The sequence below is a fragment of the Hydrogenophaga sp. genome, from assembly GCF_019264445.1.
Taxonomy (GTDB): Bacteria; Pseudomonadota; Gammaproteobacteria; order Burkholderiales; family Burkholderiaceae_C; genus Hydrogenophaga.
On sequence record NZ_JAHVAB010000062.1, the window covers coordinates 76,851 to 94,510 of the forward strand.

Below are 17,660 nucleotides of genomic sequence, written 5' to 3' on the forward strand. Positions count from 1 at the left end.
CACCGCCATGAACAACGCCATTCCTGTCTCCTCTGCCCTGGACGAAGAAACCGCCCGCGCCGAGGTGTATGGCCTGCTGGCCGCGCTGTACTACGCGCCACCCTCGACCGAGTTGATGGCGCAGCTGCGCGTGGCCGTCACGGAAGCGCCTGCGGCGGGCGGCTTTCTTGAAGAGCCCTGGCGCGAGGTGGTCGCCGCCGCGCGTGCGCTGAGCGACGACGAGGTGGCCACCGAATACGACGCCCTGTTTGGCGGCGTGGGCAAGCCCGAGGTGTATGTGTTCGGCTCGCACTACCTGAGCGGCTTCCTGAACGAAAAGCCGCTGGCGGCGCTGCGCAACGACCTGGCCGCGCTGGGTCTGGCGCGCGACGAGGCGATGCCCGAGACCGAGGACCACGTGGCCTACCTGTGCGAGGTCATGCGCTACCTGATCGCGGGCGACGACGTGACGGTGGCCAACCTCACCCAGCAGCAAAAGTTTTTCACCACCCACCTGCAGCCGTGGGTGCTGCAGATGTGCGATGCCATTGCCGCGCACCACCGCGCGCGCTTCTATGCCGCGCTGGCTGGCTTCACCCGGGCGTTCGTCAACGTGGAGGCGCAGGGCTTTGACATGCTGACGTGACCGGTGGCGCCGCGTCGCGCGGCGTCATGCAGCGCGTCAAAGCGCCCCGGGTCTGCCGTCTCGCGTTGAAGCCGCATCCGGCGCCTGCGGCTCCGTCAGCAGGGCCACGCAAAACGCAGCGCCCTTCTCAGCTGGCCGGTTCCCCGCCGTGATGTGGCCGCCGTAGCGTTCCACCAACCCCTGGCTGATCCACAGGCCCAGGCCGTTGCCATCGTTCTTGGTGGTGAAGAAGGGCCGGAAGAGGCGCTCGAGCACCTCGGGTGAAAGCCCGCTGCCGCTGTCAAGCACGCACAAGCGCACGCCCACGCGGCCTTGTTCGTCCGCCCAGTCGCGCGTCTCCAGCCGCAGCGTGCCGCCCTCGGGCATGGCCTGGATGGCGTTGATCAGCAGGTTGATGATCACCTGTTGCAGCTCCTGCCGGTTGCAACCCGCGCGGCGTGAGGCCTGCAGGTCTTGCTGCACCGCAATGCTCGTCTGCGCGAGCAGATGCCCGACGAGCACCAGGCAGTCGTGCACGGTGCGGTTGATGTCCAGCGTCTCCACATAGCCCGCGTATTCGGTGGGCCTTGCGTATTGCAGCAGCTGCGTGACGATGATGCGCATGCGCTCGACCTGTTCGTCCAGCAGCTTGAGCTCCGACTTCACCGGCTCGCCCGCCACGCCCAGCGTCTCGCGCATCAGGTCGAGGTTGCCCTGCATCACCGCAATCGGGTTGTTGATCTCGTGCGCGATGCTGGCGGTCAACTGCCCGATGGCGGCCAGCTTCTCGCTCTTCACCAGTTGCTGTTGCGCCATCTGCAGCGACGCGTTGCTGGCCTCCAGCTCGCGTGTGCGCTCGGCCACCTTGTGGTCCAGCTCCTCGCCCCAGCGGCGCAGCGCGCTGGTCTTGTCGTCGATCACATCCAGCAGCTCGTCCAGGTGCCCGGCCAGCGCACCCAGTTCGTCGCGCGCCGCCAGCTGGCCCACGCGCGCCTGCGACTGGCCTTCTTCCACCAGTTGCATGGTGCGGTTCATGCGTTGCACGGGCAGAAAAATGCTGCGCGCCCAGCGCAGCGAGAACCACGCCGAGAGCGCCATCACGCCCAGGAAGATCAGCCCCATCGCACCCAGCATGGCGTAGCGCACGAGGCGAAAGGGCGCTTCCAGGTAGCCCACGTAGAGCATGCCGATGCGCTGGTCGTTGGCGTCGAGCAGCGGCTGGTAGGCCGAGACGTACCAGTCGTTGACCACGAAGGCGCGGTCCAGCCAGGTCTGGCCCCGGCCGAGCACGGCGTCGCGCACCGTTTGCGACACGCGCGTGCCGATGGCGCGCTGGTCCTGGAACAGCCGCACGTTGGTGGTGATGCGCACGTCGTCCATGAACAGCGTGGCCGTGCCCTGGCTGCCGAAGGGCAGCGCGCCTTCGGGGTAGACGATGCGGTTGATGTGGTCGATGAAATCGAGGTTCTGGTTCAGCAGCAGACCACCGGCCAGCACCGCGATGGTCTGGCCGGACGTGTCGCGCACCGGGTGCGTGGCCAGCATGACCATGGCGCGGTGCTCGGTTTCGCGCGTGGCGGGCGCGGCGTTGCGCGTGGCCACCAGCGGAATGCGCAGGCGCGGCGCCAGGTGGGGCGCAAGGGCTTCCAGCGCATCGGGCTCCAGCAGCAGCAGACGTGCGCGGGAGTCGTTGCGGGCCGCCTGCAGCGCGCCACCCAAGGCTTGCGGCATGAGCCCGATGGGTGTGCTGGCATCGCCACGGCTCAGGCCCGAGGGCACGGCGCGCGCCAGCGGTTTGCCCAGCGGGTCGTACAGCAGCAGGAAGTCGAGCGACAGCCGTTCGCGCGCCAGTGCGAGTTGCTCGTTGAGGCCGCCACGCGGTGCGCCGCCGCCAGGGCGCAAGGCGGCATACAGCGCCTGCGAGCCGGCCACACCGAGCGTGCCGGAGCCCACCTCGCTGAGCACCTGCTCGAAGTACCCGTGCGCCACCGCGAGGTCGCTGCGCACTTTGGTGATGAGCAGCCGGTCGTACGCCACATTGCCCCACAGCGCCAGCGCAATCACCAGCATGGGAAACGCCACCAGCAAGGGCAGCAGCGCCATGGCCAGCAGCTTGTTGCGAACCGAGCCGGCCAGCCAGCCGGGCGTGCGCCAGGCCAGGCGCGGCGCGGGTGATGTCACAGGCTGTTCCATTCGGCCACGCGCCGCTCCAGCGTGCGGCGCGAGACGCCCAGCAACTGCGCTGCACGGGTCTTGTCGCCCTGCACCGAGTCGAGCACGGAGAGGATGTGCATCTTCTCCAGCGTGTGCAGGTCGGTGGGGCTGGCGCTGGTGTCGGGCCGGCGGGGCTGGCCTGGGTAGAGCGCCGAGACGGTGAGGCCGCCCAGGATCAGCGAGCGCTCGATCAGGTTGCGCAGCTCGCGCACATTGCCTGGCCAGTCGTACTGGCGCAGGAAGTCCATCTCCTGCTCGCTCAGGGTGAGCGGCTCCACGCCCAGCGACGGCGCCAGCTGCGCGATGAAGTGCGCCACGAGCTCGGCTATGTCGTCCTTGTGCTCGCGCAGCGGGGGCAGGGTGAGGTCGACCACCTGCAGGCGGAAGTACAGGTCTTTGCGGAAACGCCCGGCTTCCACCTCGTGGCTGAGCTGGCGGTTGGTGGCAGCCACGATGCGCAGGTTCAGCGGCACCAGCTGCTCGCTGCCCACCGGCCGGATGTTGAGGTCTTCAATCGCGCGCAACAGCGTGGCCTGAATGGGCAAGGGCAGCTCGGCGATTTCGTCGAGGAACAGCGTGCCGCCCTGGGCGTAATGAAACAGGCCGTCGCGCGCGCGGGTGGCGCCGGTGAACGCGCCCTTGGCGTGGCCGAACAGCTCGCTCTCGATCAGCTCGGGCGAGACCGCCGCACAGTTCACCGGCACGAACGGGCCGCTGGCGCGGCTGCTGTTCGCGTGCAGCTCGCGCGCCACCAGTTCCTTGCCGGTGCCCGACTCGCCCTGCAGCAGCACGGTGCTGTTGACCGGCGCGACGCGCGCAATCGACCCGCGCAGCTGCTGCATGGCCGCCGAGCTGCCCACCAGCGCGCCACGCCCCGGCGTGCTGGTGACGGCGCGGCGCAGCACGAAGTTCTCGCGCCGAAGGCGCGAGCGTTCGTAGCAGTGCTTCACCGCGTTGAGGATCTGCGGGACACGAAACGGCTTGAGGATGAAGTCGGAGGCGCCCGCGCGCAGCGCTTCGATGGCGGTGTCCAGGTCGGCGAACGCGGTGATCAGGATCACCTCGCCCGTGAAGCCCTGTTCGCGCAACTCCTTGAGCCAGACCACGCCGCTTTTGCCTGGCAGCGAAATGTCCAGGATCACAAGGTCCACGTGGTGGCCGCGCAGCCACTGGGCACCGTCCTCCGCGCTGGAGGCGCTCATCACGAAATGGCAGCGGGGGGCGAGGGTCTTGACGAGGAAGTTGAGCATGCCCTGCTCGTCGTCGACGATCAGGATCGACCAGTCGGGCCAACCCTCCAGGGCGCGTTCGGGAGAAGGGGGAAGAAATGAGGTTTCCACCCGCGGGCATTCTACGGAGGAAGCTGACGAAAACACTGGGGTATTGGCGCATTCCTGACGCTTGCGCGCGGGGTTGCGGGGCGCTCTGCGCACGCGGCCTTGCGACAACTTGTCGCACCGTTGGAAGACAGCTTGGCGCAGTCCGTGCCAAGTGATGAATAAGTGGCAGGGGTTATCCCTGAGGTGGCCATGCAGTGGCGCCGCGCTGCACCCCGTCGTTGCAGGGGGAGCGCGTGTTTTGTCTTCGCGGGGCGGGACCGTCTCGGCCCGTGCTCAAAACATGGCACGGTTCTGGCTATGAAATCGGGAGCATATGAGCATGCTGCGGTGCGGCATTGAAGGATGAGAACGGCTCGCATTTCCCGGGAGGGCGCCGGCCTATGAGTGGCTTGCATAGGTGGTGGCGGGCGGTTAGATTCCACGTATGCAAAAGGCCCGCATGTTGTGATGCGCGGCCGGTACCAACAGGAGACATGCATGAACAAGTCCCCACGAAACCCGTCTGAAGAGTCCCGCCCGAGCCTGAAGCGCCGCACCCTGTTTGCCGGCGCATCCACCGTGGGCGCCCTGGCCGCGGCCGCCACGCTGATCCCGCGCGTGGCACCTGAAGAAACGGCTGCGGTCGAGCCCAAACCAGCGCCTGTCAAGGGCGGTGGCTACTCGCTGAGCGATCACGTCAAGCAGTACTACCAGACCACCCGCATCTGAGCGAACAGGAGCTCCCCCCATGTTGCTGACCAAAAAAACCTCTTCGGTGGCCCACGGCGTGCGCGCGTCGTCGGCCTCCGCTCTCGTGCACAACCTGCAGCGCGGTCTCTCGTCTGCCCTGCCCACCATGGACCGCCGCGCCTTCCTGCGCCGCTCGGGCCTGGGCGTGGGTGTGGGCCTTGCCGCCAGCCAGCTCACGCTGGTGAAGAAAGCCGAAGCGGCCTCCGGCAAGTCCATCGACGGCACCGGCAAGATTGAAGTCAAACGCACCGTCTGCACCCACTGCTCGGTGGGTTGTGCGACCGACGCCATCGTGGAAAACGGCGTCTGGGTGCGCCAGGAGCCGGTGTTCGACTCCCCCATCAACCTCGGCGCGCACTGCGCCAAGGGCGCTGCCCTGCGCGAGCACGGCCACGGCGAATACCGCCTGCGCTACCCCATGAAGCTGGTGAACGGCAAGTACCAGCGCATCAGCTGGGACGTGGCGCTCAACGAGATCACCGCCAAGATGAAGGAGCTGCGCGAGGCCAGCGGGCCCGACTCGGTGTACTTCATCGGCTCATCCAAGCACAACAACGAGCAGGCGTACCTGCTGCGCAAGTTCGTGAGCTTCTGGGGCACCAACAACTGCGACCACCAGGCGCGCATCTGCCACTCCACCACCGTGGCCGGCGTGGCCAACACATGGGGCTACGGCGCCATGACGAACTCGTACAACGACATGCAGAACAGCAAGTGCGCGTTGTACATCGGCTCGAACGCCGCCGAAGCGCACCCGGTGTCCATGCTGCACATGCTGCACGCCAAGGAAACCGGCTGCAAGATGATCGTGGTGGACCCGCGCTTCACCCGCACCGCCGCCAAGGCCGACGAGTACGTGCGCATCCGCTCGGGCACCGACATCCCGTTCCTCTTCGGCATCCTGTACCACGTGTTCAAGAACGGCTGGGAAGACAAGAAGTACATCAACGACCGCGTGTACGGCATGGAAGCGGTCAAGGCCGACGTGATGGCCAAGTGGACGCCCGCCGCGGTGGAAGAAGCCTGTGGCGTCAAGGAAGAGCAGATGCTCAAGGTCGCCAAGATGCTGGCGGAAGCCAAGCCGGCCACCATCGTTTGGTGCATGGGCCAGACGCAGCACACCATCGGCAACGCCATGGTGCGTGCCTCTTGCATCCTGCAGCTGGCGCTGGGCAACATCGGCAAGAGCGGTGGCGGCACCAACATCTTCCGTGGCCACGACAACGTGCAGGGCGCAACCGACGTCGGTCCCAACCCCGATTCGCTGCCCGGCTACTACGGCCTGGCCGCTGGCTCGTGGAAGCACTTCGCCGCGACCTGGGGCGTGGACTACGAGTGGATCAAGAAGCAGTACGCCGAAGGCACCATGGAGAAGCCCGGCATCACGGTGTCGCGCTGGATCGACGGCGTGCTCGAGAACAACGAACTGATCGACCAGGGCCCGAACCTGCGCGGCGTGTTCTTCTGGGGCCATGCGCCGAACTCACAGACCCGTGGTCTGGAGATGAAGCGCGCCATGGACAAGCTGGACCTGCTGGTGGTGGTGGACCCGTACCCCTCGGCCACCGCTTCGATGGCGGCCATGCCAGGCAAGGCCGAAGACCTCAACCCCAACCGCGCGGTGTATCTGCTGCCGGCGGCCACGCAGTTCGAAACCAGCGGTTCGTGCACGGCATCCAACCGGTCGATCCAGTGGCGCGAGAAAGTGATCGAGCCGCTGTGGGAGAGCCGCAGCGACCACATGATCATGCATCAGTTCGCTGAAAAACTTGGCTTCGCCACCGAGCTCAGCAAGAACTACAAGATGCAGAAGGTCAAGGGCATGGACGAGCCCGTGCCTGAGGACATCCTGCGCGAGATCAACAAGTCGGTCTGGACCATTGGCTACACCGGCCAGAGCCCGGAGCGCCTCAAGGCGCACATGCGCAACATGAACGCCTTCGACGTGAAGACGCTCAAGGCCAAGGGCAAGGTGGTCGACAAGGAAACCGGTTACGACATGACCGGCGATTACTTCGGTCTGCCCTGGCCCTGCTTCGGCACCCCGGAAATCAAGCACCCCGGCTCGCCCAACCTGTACGACACCTCCAAACACGTGATGGACGGCGGCGGCAACTTCCGCGCCAACTTCGGCGTGGAGCGTGAGGGCAAGAGCCTGCTGGCCGAAGACGGCTCGCACTCGGTGGGTGCAGAGATCACCACCGGTTACCCCGAGTTCGACCACGTGCTGCTGAAGAAGCTGGGCTGGTGGGACGACCTCTCCGACGCCGAAAAGGCCAAGGCCGAGGGCAAGAACTGGAAGACCGATCCGACCGGCGCCATCATCCGCGTGGCCATGGCCCACGGCTGCCACCCGTTTGGCAACGCCAAGGCCCGTGCCGTGGTGTGGAACTTCCCCGACGCCGTGCCCCAGCACCGCGAGCCGATTTACGGCACCCGCCCGGATCTGGTGGCCAAGTACCCCAGCCACGACGACCAGAAGACCCGCTGGCGCCTGCCCATTCTGTACAAGTCGCTGCAGAAGAAGAACGTGGACGACAAGCTGTACGAGAAATTCCCGCTGATCATGACCTCGGGCCGCTTGGTCGAGTACGAGGGTGGTGGCGAGGAAACGCGTTCCAACCCCTGGCTGGCGGAGCTGCAGCAGGAAATGTTCGTCGAGCTCAACCCGGAGACGGCAGCGTCGCGAGGCATCCGCAACGGCGAGCGTGTGTGGGTGAGCAGCCCCACGGGCGCGCGCATCAATGTGCAAGCGCTGGTGACACCCCGCGTGGGCCCGGACACCGTCTTCCTGCCGTTCCACTTCTCCGGTCGCTGGCAAGGCCAGGACATGAAGCCCTTCTACCCCGACGGTGCCTTCCCCATCGTGCGCGGCGAGGCGGTGAACACCGCCACCACGTATGGCTACGACATCGTGACGATGATGCAGGAAACCAAAACGACGATCTGCAACGTCGAAAAAGCATAAGACCAGGAGCACCACATGGCACGAATGAAATTCATCTGTGACGCCGAGCGCTGCATTGAGTGCAACGGCTGCGTCACCGCTTGCAAGAACGAGCACGAAGTCCCGTGGGGCGTGAACCGCCGCCGCGTGGTCACCCTCAACGATGGCGTGCCCGGCGAGAAGTCGATCTCGGTGGCGTGCATGCACTGCAGCGACGCACCTTGCATGGCGGTCTGCCCGGTCAACTGCTTCTACCGCACCGACGAAGGTGTGGTGTTGCACGACAAGGACGTGTGCATTGGCTGCGGCTACTGCTCCTATGCCTGCCCGTTCGGCGCACCCCAGTTCCCGTCGCAAGGCACCTTTGGTGTGCGCGGCAAGATGGACAAGTGCACTTTCTGCGCCGGCGGCCCCGAAGCCCACGGTAGCCAGAACGAATTCGAGAAATACGGACGCAACCGCCTGGCCGAAGGCAAGCTGCCGGCCTGCGCCGAGATGTGCTCGACCAAGGCCCTGCTTGCCGGTGACGGCGACGTGGTGGCCGACATCTTCCGCAACCGCGTGCTGCAACGTGGCAAGGGCGCCGAAGTCTGGGGCTGGGGCACGGCCTACGGCACCGCACAAGGGACCAAGTCATGATGCGCCGCCTCACACTCAGCGCGGCCATCGCGGCCAGCCTGCTGGCCCTCGCTGCCTGCGGCGAGAAGCCACAGGAAGTCAATGGCGCCGGCGTCAAGCAGGACAACGCGCCGTACCAGGGCGTGGGCTCCAGCCAGTACGCCAACACCGGCTGGAAGGCCGGCGACAAGGGCAGCTGGGAGCAGCAGCTTAAGGCGCGCGCGCAATACGGGCAAAACGACTACACCCGCATGGGCAACAGCAAATAAGGCCGCAACACCATGTACAGGCACCTGATACAAGGCATGCGCCGCGTGGCATCGCCCGTGTTCTGGTCGGCGGCTTTGCTGGCGATCAGCGCCGGCTGGGCCAACGCCCAGGCCCTCAAGGTCGAGCCCGCGCAGGACGACCCGGCGCCCGCCGGCGCCTCTGCGCCGGCCAATGGCCAGGTGGGTGGCATTCGCGGCGCCAACATCTTCGAGATCGCGCCCGACGCCAGCAAGGACCCGAAATACAGCGAGCAGACCAACGCCGAGCGAGGCAAGGTCCAGCCGGGCAACAACGCGCCCATGTGGCGCGACGTGGGCAAGGGCGTGACGGGCTACTCCAGCCTGCCGTACCCCGAAGCCGGCAACCTGATCCAGCCCTTCGTGAACTACCCCGGTTCGCGCCTGACCAACGCCGGTGAAGCCTGGCGCCAGGTGCGCAACAACTGGATCATTCCGTACGGTGGTTCGGTGCTGCTGATCGTGCTGGTGGCCATCGGCCTGTTCTATGCGGCCAAGGGTTCGATCCCGACGCATGGGGCACCCACCGGCCGTGTGATCGAGCGTTTCACCTACTTCGAGCGCGCCGCACACTGGGTCAACGCGATTGCCTTCGTGGCGCTGGCGATCTCCGGCATCGTGATGGCGTTCGGCAAGTTCTTCCTGCTGCCCATCATCGGCAGCACGCTGTTCGGCTGGCTGACCTACGCGCTGAAGAACCTGCACAACTTTGCAGGGCCGCTGTTTGCGGTGTCGCTGCTGGTGGTGATCGTCACGTTTGTGAAAGACAACCTGCCCGCCAAGGAAGACATCCAGTGGCTGCTCAAGGGCGGCGGCCTGTTCAGCGGCGTGGAGGTGCCTTCGCACCGCTTCAACGCGGGTGAAAAGGTGGTGTTCTGGGCTGGCGTGTTCTTCTTCGGCTTGATCGTGGTGGGCTCCGGCCTGTTCCTCGACAAGCTGCTGCCCACGGTGGACTACACCCGCGGCAACATGCAGGTCGCGCACATGATCCACGCCAGCGCCGCGGTGCTCATGATGGCGCTGTTCATGGGCCACATTTACCTGGGCACCATCGGCATGAAGGGCGCTTACAAGGCCATGAAGACCGGCTACGTCGACGAGACCTGGGCGAAGGAGCACCACCAGCTCTGGCACGACGACATCAAGGCCGGCAAGATCCCGGCGCAGCGCAGCCCCGGCCCCATCGACGCCGTTGCCGCTGCCGAGGCCTCGAACGCCGTGAAGGCCTGATGCCCCAAGAACCACAAGAGACGACAAGGACGATCCCCATGAAACGCAGCCTCCTGTGCCTGACCCTGCTGGCGGCCTTCGCGGCCCACGCCAAGCTGCCCGCGCCGCCTGCGCCCACCGAAGAGGCCAAGGCCAAGGCCGCCGAAGCAGCCGCAAAGACCGCCTGGTCCGCCAAGGTCGACGCCTACAAACTGTGCGTCTACATGGACAAGGCCGCCAGCAATTACTTCAAGACCGCCGCGATGACGGGCAAATCGGTCAAGCCCGCCGCAGCGGGGGCTCCCGCCTGCACCGACCCGGGTCCCTTTGCTTACGTCCCACCCAAGCCTGCAGAAGCCGCGGGCGCCCATTCGCCCGCCGCCACCGCGGTGAGCCCGCCCAGCAGCCAGGCACCGGCCGGCGCCGCCACCCCTGCCAAGAAGTGAGCGCGCGCTGGCGACGGGGTGTCTGCAGATACCCCCTCGCGCCAGCCTCCCAAGGGCCGCACCTCCGGGTGGCGGCCCTTTTCATGCGGTAGTCTTCGTCCATGCCCTTGCCCCAACTGACCCAGGCGCGCGCGCCCCTGACCCGAGCGATCGAGGTCATTAACGAGCACGGCGCGCGCGAGACCATCTCCATTCCCGCCGAGCGCGACCTCACGGTGTACGTGGACAAGCGCGAGCTCGTCACGCTCATGACCCTGGGCGCACACCCCGAATGGCTGGTGCTGGGCTACCTGCTCAACCAGCGCCTGATCGCGTCGGTGAACGAAGTCGAGTCGATCACGGTGGACTGGGAGGTCAACGCCGCGTCGGTGAAAACCCGCCAGGGCATTGACCGCATCGAGGAACGCACTTCCCGGCGCGTGGTCACCACCGGCTGCGGGCAGGGCAGCGTGTTTGGCCACCTCATGGACGAGATCGACACCATTCGCCTGCCAGCCGAAGCGGGGCTGAAGCAGTCGGAGCTCTATGCCATCGTCAATGCGATCCGGCTCAAGGAGAGCACCTACAAGTCGGCCGGTTCGGTGCACGCCTGCGCGCTCTTCCATGGCGAAGCGCTGCAGCTCTTTGTGGAAGACGTGGGCCGCCACAACGCGGTGGACACCATCGCGGGCTGGATGGCCATGAACCCCGCCCCCACGCTCGACCGCTCGAACGGGTCGCAATCCTCCAGCGAGAAAATTTTCTACACCACCGGCCGCCTGACCAGCGAGATGGTGATCAAGTCGGCCCAGATGGGCGTGGCGGTGGTCATCTCGCGCAGCGGCATCACGCAGATGGGGCTGGACGTGGCCGAGCGCGTGGGCCTGTGCGCCATTGGCCGCGCCACCCACCAGCGCTTCCTGTGCTATGCCAACCCGCAGCGGCTCGAGCTCGACGCCATTCCCTCCGCCGCACCCGTCGCGCGCGAGCGCGCCGCGAGCCCTTCCTGAGCCTGCCCTGGCGGCAGGTTCGGGCATAAACTCGGTTCACTTTTTTTGCCGAGAGATTCGCCCATGAGCCGAGAAGTCCACGTTATTGACCACCCCCTGGTGCAGCACAAGCTCACGCTGATGCGCCGCAAGGACACCAGCACGAAGAGCTTTCGCGAGCTCGTGCACGAACTCAGCGCCTTGCTCGCCTACGAGATCACACGCGACATGCCCATGCAGGAGATCGAGATCGAGACCCCGCTGGAGAAGATGACGTCTCGCGTGATCGACGGCAAGAAGGTGGTGCTGGCCTCCATCCTGCGCGCGGGCAACGGATTTCTGGATGGCATGCTGCAGGTGATTCCCGGCGCGCGCGTGGGCCACATCGGCCTCTACCGCGACCCGGCCACGCTCAAGGCGGTGGAGTACTACTTCAAGATGCCGCAAGACATGCAAGAGCGCGACGTGATCGTGCTCGACCCCATGCTGGCGACCGGCAATTCGGCCGTGGCCGCCGTGGACCGCTTGAAGAAGACCGGCCCGCGCTCGATCCGCTTCGTCTGCCTGGTGACCTGCCCCGAAGGCATCAAGACCTTCCACGACGCCCACCCCGACGTGCCGGTGTACACCCCGGCGGTGGACCGTGGCCTGAACGACCACGGCTACATCGTGCCGGGCCTGGGCGACGCGGGCGACCGGATCTTCGGCACGAAGTAGGCCCACCCCCGCGCCGCGCCGGCGGCGCGTCACCCCCCAGGGGGCAACAGCAGCGGCCCGGCAAAGCCGGTTCCGCGCTGTTCTGGAATGACTACCGTTCGTTCGCGCGCTTCTTCAGCCAACGCATCAAGCCGCCCAGCACCGGCAATTTCTCATACAGCTCTTCAGCGGCGTCCCAGTAGTCGCGGTGATCGGTCACGCGGCCGTCGGGTGCCAGGCGCAGGTGGGAGCCGCCGCGCACCACCTGGGTGGTCACGGTGTCGAAGCGTTTGAAGCGAAAGCGGAACTCCCACACCAGAAAGCACTGCGCGCCGTCGACCACGCGGTCGGTCACCACGAAGCGCGGCTCGTGCAGGCTCTCGAACATGTGCTCGAAGATGTGCTCGATGGCGCTGACGCCCACCACTTCGTTGAACGGGTCCTTGAATCGGGCCTGTGGCGTGTAGAACTCGCCGAGTCGGCCGAGTGACGCGGGGGAGAGCGATTCGAACCAGACGCAGAGGCGGTCGATGGCGGCGCGGGTGTCAGGGCTTTCGGTTTGCATGTGCGCTTACAGCCCGGTGAAGCGGCGCACCGCCGGGAAGTAGGTGCGGTAGGGCAGCAGCCGCAGCAGTTTCATCCAGCGCGTGAAGCGCTTGGGGTAGTGGATGTCAAACGCCCCATGCTCCCAGCCGGCCACCATCGCCTGCGCGGCCTGCGGTGGCGTGATGAGTGCCGGCATGGTGAAGTCGTTCTGCGCGGTCAGGGGCGTCTGCACGAAGCCGGGGTGCACCACGCTCACGCCCAGCCCGAGGGGTTGCAGGTCGAGGTACAGCGTCTCGGCGAGGTTGGTCAGCGCCGCCTTGGTGGGACCGTAGGCGAGGCTCTTGGGCAGCCCGCGGAAACCGGCCACGCTGCTGATGAGGCTGATGTGCCCGCGACCACGCGCCGTCATGGTCGGCAGCACGGCGTCGAGCACGTGCAGTGCACCGATGTAGTTGATGTCGAGGTGGCGCTTGAGGTCGGCCATGTCCATGTCGGTGGCCCGCATCTCGCGGTAGTGGCCGGCGCAATACACCACCATGTCCAGCGGACCTTGCGCGAGGATCTCGCGCGCGGTGCGCGTGACGGCGGCGGCGTCGGTCACGTCGAGCGGCCAGGCTTGTGCGGCCGCGCCGTTCTGCGCAGGGTGGGCGGCCACGAAGGCTTGCAGCGCGTCGGCCTTGCGGGCCGAGACCAGCACCTGTGCGCCCAACGCGTGCAGCGCAGAGGCCGTGGCTTCGCCGATGCCGCTGGACGCACCCACCAGCCACACGCGCAGCCCGCGCCAGTCGGTGATGGCGGGGTTCATGGGGCTGAACAGCGAGAAGCCGCGCGTGGCGGCCTTCGATGCGGGTGCGGGTGTGTCGACGAAGGCGCGCGGTGTGTTCATGATGGACGCTTCACAAACGACAGGGTGACGTCGCCCAGCCGGATGCCGAACTTGCTCATCGTCGCCTTGTTGAGCATGACGCGGTCATTCATGAGGTACATCCAGTCGTCGAACTGCACCTCGTAAACCTTGCCGTCCACCGGTTGCAGCAGCGTGTAACCCCAGCGAAAGGCGTTGCCCTGCTGTTCGCCCAGCGCGGTGCCCACCACGTCGTCGGCTGTGCCGCTGTATTTGCCGTTGCCCAGGTGCTTCATGCGCCAGATGCGCTTCTGTGTCGTGCCGTCGGAGTAGATGAAGTCTTCGTCGAGCACGCCGTCATCGCCGTTCCAGCTGCAGCGCATGACCACGGTGAAACGCTTGATCACCGCGCCGGAGCGGTCGGTGAAGACGCCATAGGCATCGATCGTGCCGTTGAAGTACGTGCGCAGATCGAGCACGGGTTTTTCGCCGGCGTATTGCGCCACCTGCGGCGAGGCGCAGCCAGAGAGGGCGGCGGTGGCGGCGAGGCCAGCGGTGAGCAGGAGGCGTCTTTGCATGGGAAGTCTTTCAGTTCGTGGAAACGGGCGAGGACAGGGCAAGCTGGCGCTTCTCCGGGCGGATCACCAGCGTGTAGAGGGCGCCACCGGCGAGCAGCTTGAGCACGCAGGGCAGCAGGCAGTAAGCGACGGTGAGCGTCTGCAGCGCGGCGGGGTCGCGCGCGCCGGGCGTGTAGCCAAAGAGGGCGAGCAAGGGCAGCGCCAGGCCGGCGGCCAGCGCTAGGTTGAGCTTGGTGGCGAAGTTCCACCAGCCGAAGTAAGCGCCTTCGCGCTGGCCGCGTTCGCCGAGCTGGCCGATGAGTCCGGCGAGCAGTGCGCTGGGCAGCGTGAGGTCGGTGCCGAGAGCGATGCCCGAGAGCGCACACACGATGAGGAAGGGCACCACGTCGCCGGTGCCCAGCGTGGCGGCCCACACGAACACCGCCACCGACAGGCCCATGCCCACCAGCCAGGTGCGTGCCAGCCCCAGCCGGGCCACGACCCGCACCCACAGCGGGATGGAGAGCGCCGCACAGAGGAAGTAGATGGCCAGAAACGCCGGTTCGACGGTGGCGGGTGCCTGCAAACGGTCTTGCACGAAGAAGAGCACCAGCGTGGCGGGCACGGCGCTGGCGGTGCCGTTGATCACAAACACCGCGAGCAGGCGCAGGAATGCGGGCTGGCGCAGAGGCGAGGCACCCAAGCGCGTGACGGGTGCGCCAGAAGACGACGCCAGGGGAGGCGTGCTGCGGCTCCACGCCCACCAGCCCAGGGCGAGCAGAAGGGCAAAGGCGCTCACGGTGGCGCCCAGGCCGAGCGTGCCCGGGAGCACCGCGGCGGTGAGCACGCCCACCAGCGCCAGGCCTTCGCGCCAGGCCACCACGCGGCTGCGCTGCGTTTCATTGCCACCCAGGCGAGCGCCCCACGCCTGGTGTGCCACCGCCATCACGCTGTAGGCGGTGTACGTCACGGCCATCACCACGCCAGCCCAGGTCAGCAGCGCAGCGGTGCCTGCGCTGCGCACCGGTAGCGGCGGGAAGAGCAGCCCCCACAAGCCCAACGCCAGCACCACCGCGGCCATCGCCGAGGCGCGCAGCACCGATAGCGGCGAGCGTGCAAACCACCGGTCACACCAGCGGCCGATCCAGGGGTCCAGCACCGCGTCGATCAGCCGCGCCATCAGCAGCACGGCACCGAGCAAGGCCAGCGGCGCGCCGAAGTCGCGCGCGTAGTGGTTGGGCAGGATCACGTACAGCGGCAGCGCCACGAAGGCCAGTGGCAGGCCGAGCAGCCCGTAGCGCAGGCCGTGGCGCCACGCGCCCGGGCCGATGAACCGGGCCGCGGGCTCGCTCATGGCGCGCGCGGCGCACCGCTTACGGACTGCACCAGTTCTTCCCGCATGCGCGGTTGCGAGGTCTTGGGCGAAAGCCAGATGCCGAAGAAGCGGCGGGAGAAGGCGTCGTCGGCGATTTCGCCCAGCCACTTGTCGTTGAGGTAGAAACGCGCGCCGCTGCCGGGCGCGTGCACGCCGGTGATGCGGTCGCCGCGCTTGACGTCGGGGAACAGCGCGCCCATCGCGGCCAGCCAGAGCTGCGCTTGTGCGGGATCGAGCGCGGCCTGGCCCTTCATTTCGTCGATGGAGCGCTCGGCGATGTCCGCGCCCTTGAAGCTGCGCAGGTAACTCAGCTCCAGACCAAAGCGCTGGGCTTCGAAGCGTTGGGGGTCAAAGCCCGCGGGCGCGTACAGGTTGGCGTCGTACACGTCGAAGCCCCAGTAGCGCAGGCGCGCCGTGCCCACCTTGCCGAGGTTCTGGAGCGCCGCGCCCAGCGTGGGTTCGGGCGCGGCGGTCTGCGCGCTGGCGGGCATGCCCGCCAGACTGCACAGGAGCAACAGAACGAGGGAGAGGGACAGTCGGCGCATGGTGTGCACGCTCAGGCCGGTTTGCGCAGCGTGTACTGCACGACGTCGATGTTGTTCTGCTCGAACGCCGCTTCGCAGTACGCGAGGTAGAACTCCCAGATGCGCAGGAAGCGCTGGTCGAAGCCCAGCTGCAATACCTGCTCCTGCTCGTGCAGGAACCGCTCGCGCCAGATGCCCAGCGTGCGCGCGTAGTCCTGGCCAAAGGCGAATTCGTCCACCACCTCCAGGCCCGCTTGCGCGGCCTGGGCGCGAAACTCGCGCGGGCACGGCAGGCAGCCGCCCGGGAAGATGTACTGCTGGATGAAGTCGGTGCCCTTGATGTAGCGCTCGAAGTGCGCATCGTCGATCACGATGCTCTGGATGCACGCGCGGCCACCCGGCTTGAGCAGGCGCGAGACGGTCTGGAAGTAGGTCGGCCAGTACTCGCGGCCCACCGCCTCCACCATTTCGATCGAGCAGATGGCGTCAAAGGGCGCATCGTCGATGTCGCGGTAGTCCTGCAGGCGCAGGTCGGCGCGGTCGCCTCGACCGATTTTCTCCATGCGCTGCTGCGCGTAGGCCAGCTGCTCGGTGGACAAGGTGACGCCGACGACGGAGGCGTCGAACTCGGTGGTGGCCTTCTCGGCCAGCGCGCCCCAGCCGCAGCCGATCTCCAGCACACGGTCGCCCGGCTGCACGTGGGCCAGGCGCAGCGCGCGGCGCACCTTGGCGTGTTGCGCCGATTCGATGGACTGGTCGGCGGTTTCAAACCAGGCCGACGAGTAGTTCATGGTTTCGTCGAGCCACAGCGTGTAGAACGGGTTGCCCAGGTCGTAGTGCGCGTGGATGTTCTTGCGGCTGTTCGCCTTGGAGTTGCGGTTGAGCAAATGCTTGACGCGGTAGGCCAGGCGGCCCAGCCAGGAGCCGTAGATCACGTCTTCGACTTCGCGGCGGTTGGCCACCAGCAGCGAGAGCAGCGCCGTGAGGTTGGGCGTGCTCCAGTCGCCGGCGATGTAGCTCTCGGCAAAACCGATGTCGCCCGACTTGAGCGCGACGCCACACACGTTCCAGTTGTGCAGCTTCATGCTGGCGTGCGGGCCATCGACGTGACCGAAGCGCTGCACCGAGCCATCGGGCAGTTGCAGCGTGAGGCTGCCGCGCGCGAGGCGTTGCAGCAGTTGCAGCGTGGTGCGGGCCGCGGCAGGCGCGTTGCGGGGCAGCTCGAATCCGACGGGGCTGTGGCGGGCGGTGGTGCTGTTCATGGGTGGCGGGGTTGAGTGGTCACGGGGGACGCTGCGGGCACAGCGGCGGTCACGAAATCGCCAGGCGCTGGCGGCTGTCGAAAGAAGGGCGCCTTCTTGATCCACAGGCGCGCGGCCTGCCAGTGAATGCGTGCGATCACGCCAAAAGTCATCGCGGGATACGACCACAGTGCCCGGCGCAGTGTGCGCGCGTTCAGCGGGCTGAGTTCACCGTTCACGCTGGTGTTGAGCAGCGCGTCGTCGGTGGCGTCGTCGAAGTAGTCGATGCGCGCGACGGTGCGCGGCGTGAGGTCGTCGGTGCGCATGAAGACAAAGCGGTAGCGCCCGCGCACCGGGCAGAAAGGCGATACGTGAAAGACCTTGGTGGCTTCGCAGGGCTGGCCATAGCGAGGTGCGTCCAGCAAGTAGCAGTGGCGCTCGCCGAAGGTGTTGTTCACCTCGGCGAGCCCGGCGCGCAGCGCGCCATCGGCGCGGTGGCAGTTCCAGAAGCTCAC

Annotated in this window: 18 protein-coding genes; 9 read left to right on the plus strand and 9 right to left on the minus strand. The window is 66.9% G+C overall.

Annotated features, from left to right (window positions below; genetic code table 11):
* Positions 1-7: 7 nt before the first annotated feature.
* Positions 8-625 (plus strand): molecular chaperone TorD family protein, encoded by a 618-nt coding sequence (locus tag KXJ60_RS13005; RefSeq protein WP_291128154.1) that lies wholly within the window; start codon positions 8-10, stop codon positions 623-625.
* A 36-nt stretch (positions 626-661) separates the two neighbouring features.
* Here the strand turns inward: KXJ60_RS13005 and KXJ60_RS13010 are convergent, their stop codons facing one another.
* Positions 662-2,797, minus strand: coding sequence for a cache domain-containing protein (locus KXJ60_RS13010; protein WP_291128157.1), 2,136 nt, complete (start codon positions 2,795-2,797; stop codon positions 662-664).
* Complete coding sequence (locus tag KXJ60_RS13015) at positions 2,782-4,158, minus strand: sigma-54 dependent transcriptional regulator (protein WP_291128159.1); 1,377 nt, start codon at positions 4,156-4,158, stop codon at positions 2,782-2,784. The genes KXJ60_RS13010 and KXJ60_RS13015 overlap by 16 nt, the downstream gene beginning before the upstream one ends.
* A 477-nt stretch (positions 4,159-4,635) precedes the next feature.
* Between KXJ60_RS13015 and KXJ60_RS13020 the strand changes: the two genes are divergently transcribed.
* The 8 genes from KXJ60_RS13020 (at position 4,636) to upp (ending at position 12,079) form a co-directional block, all read left to right on the plus strand.
* Positions 4,636-4,866 (plus strand): formate dehydrogenase, encoded by a 231-nt coding sequence (locus KXJ60_RS13020; protein WP_291128162.1) that lies wholly within the window; start codon positions 4,636-4,638, stop codon positions 4,864-4,866.
* Between the two features lie 19 nt (positions 4,867-4,885).
* Entirely contained in the window at positions 4,886-7,855 is a 2,970-nt protein-coding gene (locus KXJ60_RS13025) for a formate dehydrogenase subunit alpha (RefSeq protein ID WP_291128165.1), read from the plus strand.
* A gap of 15 nt (positions 7,856-7,870) precedes the next feature.
* On the plus strand, positions 7,871-8,473 hold the full coding sequence (gene fdh3B / locus KXJ60_RS13030; protein WP_291128167.1) for a formate dehydrogenase FDH3 subunit beta: 603 nt from the start codon (positions 7,871-7,873) through the stop codon (positions 8,471-8,473).
* Positions 8,470-8,721 carry a hypothetical protein gene (locus KXJ60_RS13035; RefSeq protein WP_291128170.1) on the plus strand — a complete coding sequence of 84 codons (252 nt, stop codon included), beginning with the start codon at positions 8,470-8,472 and terminating at the stop codon, positions 8,719-8,721. Before fdh3B ends, KXJ60_RS13035 begins: the two co-directional genes overlap by 4 nt.
* Before the next feature lie 12 nt (positions 8,722-8,733).
* Positions 8,734-9,969, plus strand: a complete 1,236-nt coding sequence (locus tag KXJ60_RS13040; RefSeq protein WP_291128173.1) for a formate dehydrogenase subunit gamma — start codon at positions 8,734-8,736, stop codon at positions 9,967-9,969.
* A 38-nt stretch (positions 9,970-10,007) separates the two neighbouring features.
* The gene (locus KXJ60_RS13045) at positions 10,008-10,394 is read left to right on the plus strand and encodes a hypothetical protein (protein WP_291128175.1); all 387 of its coding nucleotides are present in this window, start codon (positions 10,008-10,010) and stop codon (positions 10,392-10,394) included.
* 101 nt (positions 10,395-10,495) lie between these two features.
* Positions 10,496-11,383 (plus strand): formate dehydrogenase accessory sulfurtransferase FdhD, encoded by an 888-nt coding sequence (locus KXJ60_RS13050; protein ID WP_291128177.1) that lies wholly within the window; start codon positions 10,496-10,498, stop codon positions 11,381-11,383.
* 63 nt (positions 11,384-11,446) lie between these two features.
* Positions 11,447-12,079, plus strand: a complete 633-nt coding sequence (gene upp, locus KXJ60_RS13055; protein WP_291128180.1) for a uracil phosphoribosyltransferase — start codon at positions 11,447-11,449, stop codon at positions 12,077-12,079.
* A gap of 91 nt (positions 12,080-12,170) precedes the next feature.
* Here upp and KXJ60_RS13060 read toward each other — a convergent pair whose 3' ends face one another.
* From KXJ60_RS13060 to KXJ60_RS13090, 7 genes are all read right to left on the minus strand, one after another.
* On the minus strand, positions 12,171-12,623 hold the full coding sequence (locus tag KXJ60_RS13060) for a nuclear transport factor 2 family protein (protein WP_291128183.1): 453 nt from the start codon (positions 12,621-12,623) through the stop codon (positions 12,171-12,173).
* Positions 12,624-12,629: 6 nt separating this feature from the next.
* The gene (locus KXJ60_RS13065; protein WP_291128211.1) at positions 12,630-13,409 is read right to left on the minus strand and encodes an SDR family NAD(P)-dependent oxidoreductase; all 780 of its coding nucleotides are present in this window, start codon (positions 13,407-13,409) and stop codon (positions 12,630-12,632) included.
* A 77-nt stretch (positions 13,410-13,486) separates the two neighbouring features.
* Positions 13,487-14,026, minus strand: coding sequence for a DUF3833 domain-containing protein (locus KXJ60_RS13070; RefSeq protein ID WP_291128186.1), 540 nt, complete (start codon positions 14,024-14,026; stop codon positions 13,487-13,489).
* A gap of 10 nt (positions 14,027-14,036) precedes the next feature.
* Complete coding sequence (locus KXJ60_RS13075; RefSeq protein ID WP_291128189.1) at positions 14,037-15,359, minus strand: MFS transporter; 1,323 nt, start codon at positions 15,357-15,359, stop codon at positions 14,037-14,039.
* Entirely contained in the window at positions 15,356-15,925 is a 570-nt protein-coding gene (locus tag KXJ60_RS13080; RefSeq protein WP_291128192.1) for a chalcone isomerase family protein, read from the minus strand. The genes KXJ60_RS13075 and KXJ60_RS13080 overlap by 4 nt, the downstream gene beginning before the upstream one ends.
* 11 nt (positions 15,926-15,936) lie before the next feature.
* Complete coding sequence (locus KXJ60_RS13085) at positions 15,937-17,166, minus strand: cyclopropane-fatty-acyl-phospholipid synthase family protein (protein WP_291128193.1); 1,230 nt, start codon at positions 17,164-17,166, stop codon at positions 15,937-15,939.
* On the minus strand, positions 17,163-17,660 hold a 498-nt coding region (locus KXJ60_RS13090), incomplete at its 5' end, for a DUF1365 domain-containing protein (protein ID WP_291128195.1). The genes KXJ60_RS13085 and KXJ60_RS13090, both read right to left, overlap by 4 nt.

What these genes read in the sequence shown, in the direction of transcription:
- KXJ60_RS13050 (WP_291128177.1), top strand. Translation starts at nt 10,496, where the DNA reads ATGCCCTTGCCCCAACTGACCCAGGCGCGCGCGCCCCTGACCCGAGCG.
- KXJ60_RS13040 (WP_291128173.1), top strand. Translation starts at nt 8,734, where the DNA reads ATGTACAGGCACCTGATACAAGGCATGCGCCGCGTGGCATCGCCCGTG.
- KXJ60_RS13005 (WP_291128154.1), top strand. Translation starts at nt 8, where the DNA reads ATGAACAACGCCATTCCTGTCTCCTCTGCCCTGGACGAAGAAACCGCC.
- fdh3B (WP_291128167.1), top strand. Translation starts at nt 7,871, where the DNA reads ATGGCACGAATGAAATTCATCTGTGACGCCGAGCGCTGCATTGAGTGC.
- KXJ60_RS13075 (WP_291128189.1), bottom strand. Translation starts at nt 15,359, where the DNA reads ATGAGCGAGCCCGCGGCCCGGTTCATCGGCCCGGGCGCGTGGCGCCAC.
- KXJ60_RS13070 (WP_291128186.1), bottom strand. Translation starts at nt 14,026, where the DNA reads ATGCAAAGACGCCTCCTGCTCACCGCTGGCCTCGCCGCCACCGCCGCC.
- KXJ60_RS13025 (WP_291128165.1), top strand. Translation starts at nt 4,886, where the DNA reads ATGTTGCTGACCAAAAAAACCTCTTCGGTGGCCCACGGCGTGCGCGCG.
- KXJ60_RS13065 (WP_291128211.1), bottom strand. Translation starts at nt 13,409, where the DNA reads ATGAACCCCGCCATCACCGACTGGCGCGGGCTGCGCGTGTGGCTGGTG.
- upp (WP_291128180.1), top strand. Translation starts at nt 11,447, where the DNA reads ATGAGCCGAGAAGTCCACGTTATTGACCACCCCCTGGTGCAGCACAAG.
- KXJ60_RS13085 (WP_291128193.1), bottom strand. Translation starts at nt 17,166, where the DNA reads ATGAACAGCACCACCGCCCGCCACAGCCCCGTCGGATTCGAGCTGCCC.
- KXJ60_RS13035 (WP_291128170.1), top strand. Translation starts at nt 8,470, where the DNA reads ATGATGCGCCGCCTCACACTCAGCGCGGCCATCGCGGCCAGCCTGCTG.
- KXJ60_RS13010 (WP_291128157.1), bottom strand. Translation starts at nt 2,797, where the DNA reads ATGGAACAGCCTGTGACATCACCCGCGCCGCGCCTGGCCTGGCGCACG.
- KXJ60_RS13045 (WP_291128175.1), top strand. Translation starts at nt 10,008, where the DNA reads ATGAAACGCAGCCTCCTGTGCCTGACCCTGCTGGCGGCCTTCGCGGCC.
- KXJ60_RS13080 (WP_291128192.1), bottom strand. Translation starts at nt 15,925, where the DNA reads ATGCGCCGACTGTCCCTCTCCCTCGTTCTGTTGCTCCTGTGCAGTCTG.
- KXJ60_RS13020 (WP_291128162.1), top strand. Translation starts at nt 4,636, where the DNA reads ATGAACAAGTCCCCACGAAACCCGTCTGAAGAGTCCCGCCCGAGCCTG.
- KXJ60_RS13060 (WP_291128183.1), bottom strand. Translation starts at nt 12,623, where the DNA reads ATGCAAACCGAAAGCCCTGACACCCGCGCCGCCATCGACCGCCTCTGC.